The organism is Ralstonia sp. TCR112 (assembly GCF_007997035.1).
Lineage (GTDB): Bacteria > Pseudomonadota > Gammaproteobacteria > Burkholderiales > Burkholderiaceae > Ralstonia > Ralstonia edaphi.
Genome location: NZ_VOSS01000272.1, coordinates 1 through 843, shown reverse-complemented (window position 1 = coordinate 843; position 843 = coordinate 1). Strand labels below are relative to the sequence as shown.

Sequence of the window (843 nt, the reverse complement as noted above, 5' to 3'; positions counted from 1 at the left end):
GGCTTTTTGTTGCCGTGTAAAAGCCGAGTGGCGTGTCAGCTTGCCCGCTTGTTGCGGCGAATCCGATCAAACCACACCGCCAGCAGCAGAATGCCGCCGCGGATCAGGTACTGATAGAACGTCGGCACGTTCATCAGGCTCATTGCGTTCTGCACCGACCCCATGATCAGAACGCCGACCAGCACGCCGGACACGGTTGCGACCCCGCCCGTGAGCGACACTCCGCCCAGCACGCAGGCCGAGATCACGCCCAGCTCAAGCCCGACGGACGTTTTCGGATCGCCCAGACTCATGCGCGAGGCCAGCATCACGCCGGCAAAGCCCGTCACCAGGCCCTGCAGGACGAACACGGCGATCTTGATGCGTGTGACAGGCAGGCCGGCAAGCAGCGCGGCTTCTTCATTGCCGCCGACGGCAAGGACGTTCTTACCGAACACCGTCTTCTTGAGCAGGAAGCCGAACAGTGCGAAACCAACGATGTTGCTCCAGATCGGGTATGAAATACCGAGGAAGGATCCGCCGCCCAGGTCGAAGAAGCTCTCTTCGGAAATCATGACCGCGTCGCCGTTGGAGGTGATGAAGGCGAGGCCGCGCACGACTTCCATCATGGCCAGCGTGACGATCAGCGAGTTGATCTGGTAGCGCGCCACCAGCACGCCGTTGACGAGCCCGACCAGGCCGCCTGCCAGCACGCCGGCTCCGACACCAAGCGCCACGCTGTGCGTTGCGGTGATGAGCGTCGATGCCACCACGCCCGCGAAGGCGACGATGGAGGCGACGGACAAGTCCACCTCGCCGAGTGCGAGGACGAACATCATCGTGACGGAAATGGAGCCGATCAGG

1 protein-coding gene is annotated in these 843 nt (G+C 62.9%); it reads right to left on the bottom strand.

Features of this window, described 5'->3' with window-relative positions; translation table 11 throughout:
• Positions 1-35: 35 nt before the first annotated feature.
• On the bottom strand, positions 36-843 hold an 808-nt coding region (gene araH / locus FUT88_RS25880), incomplete at its 5' end, for an L-arabinose ABC transporter permease AraH (protein WP_147219307.1).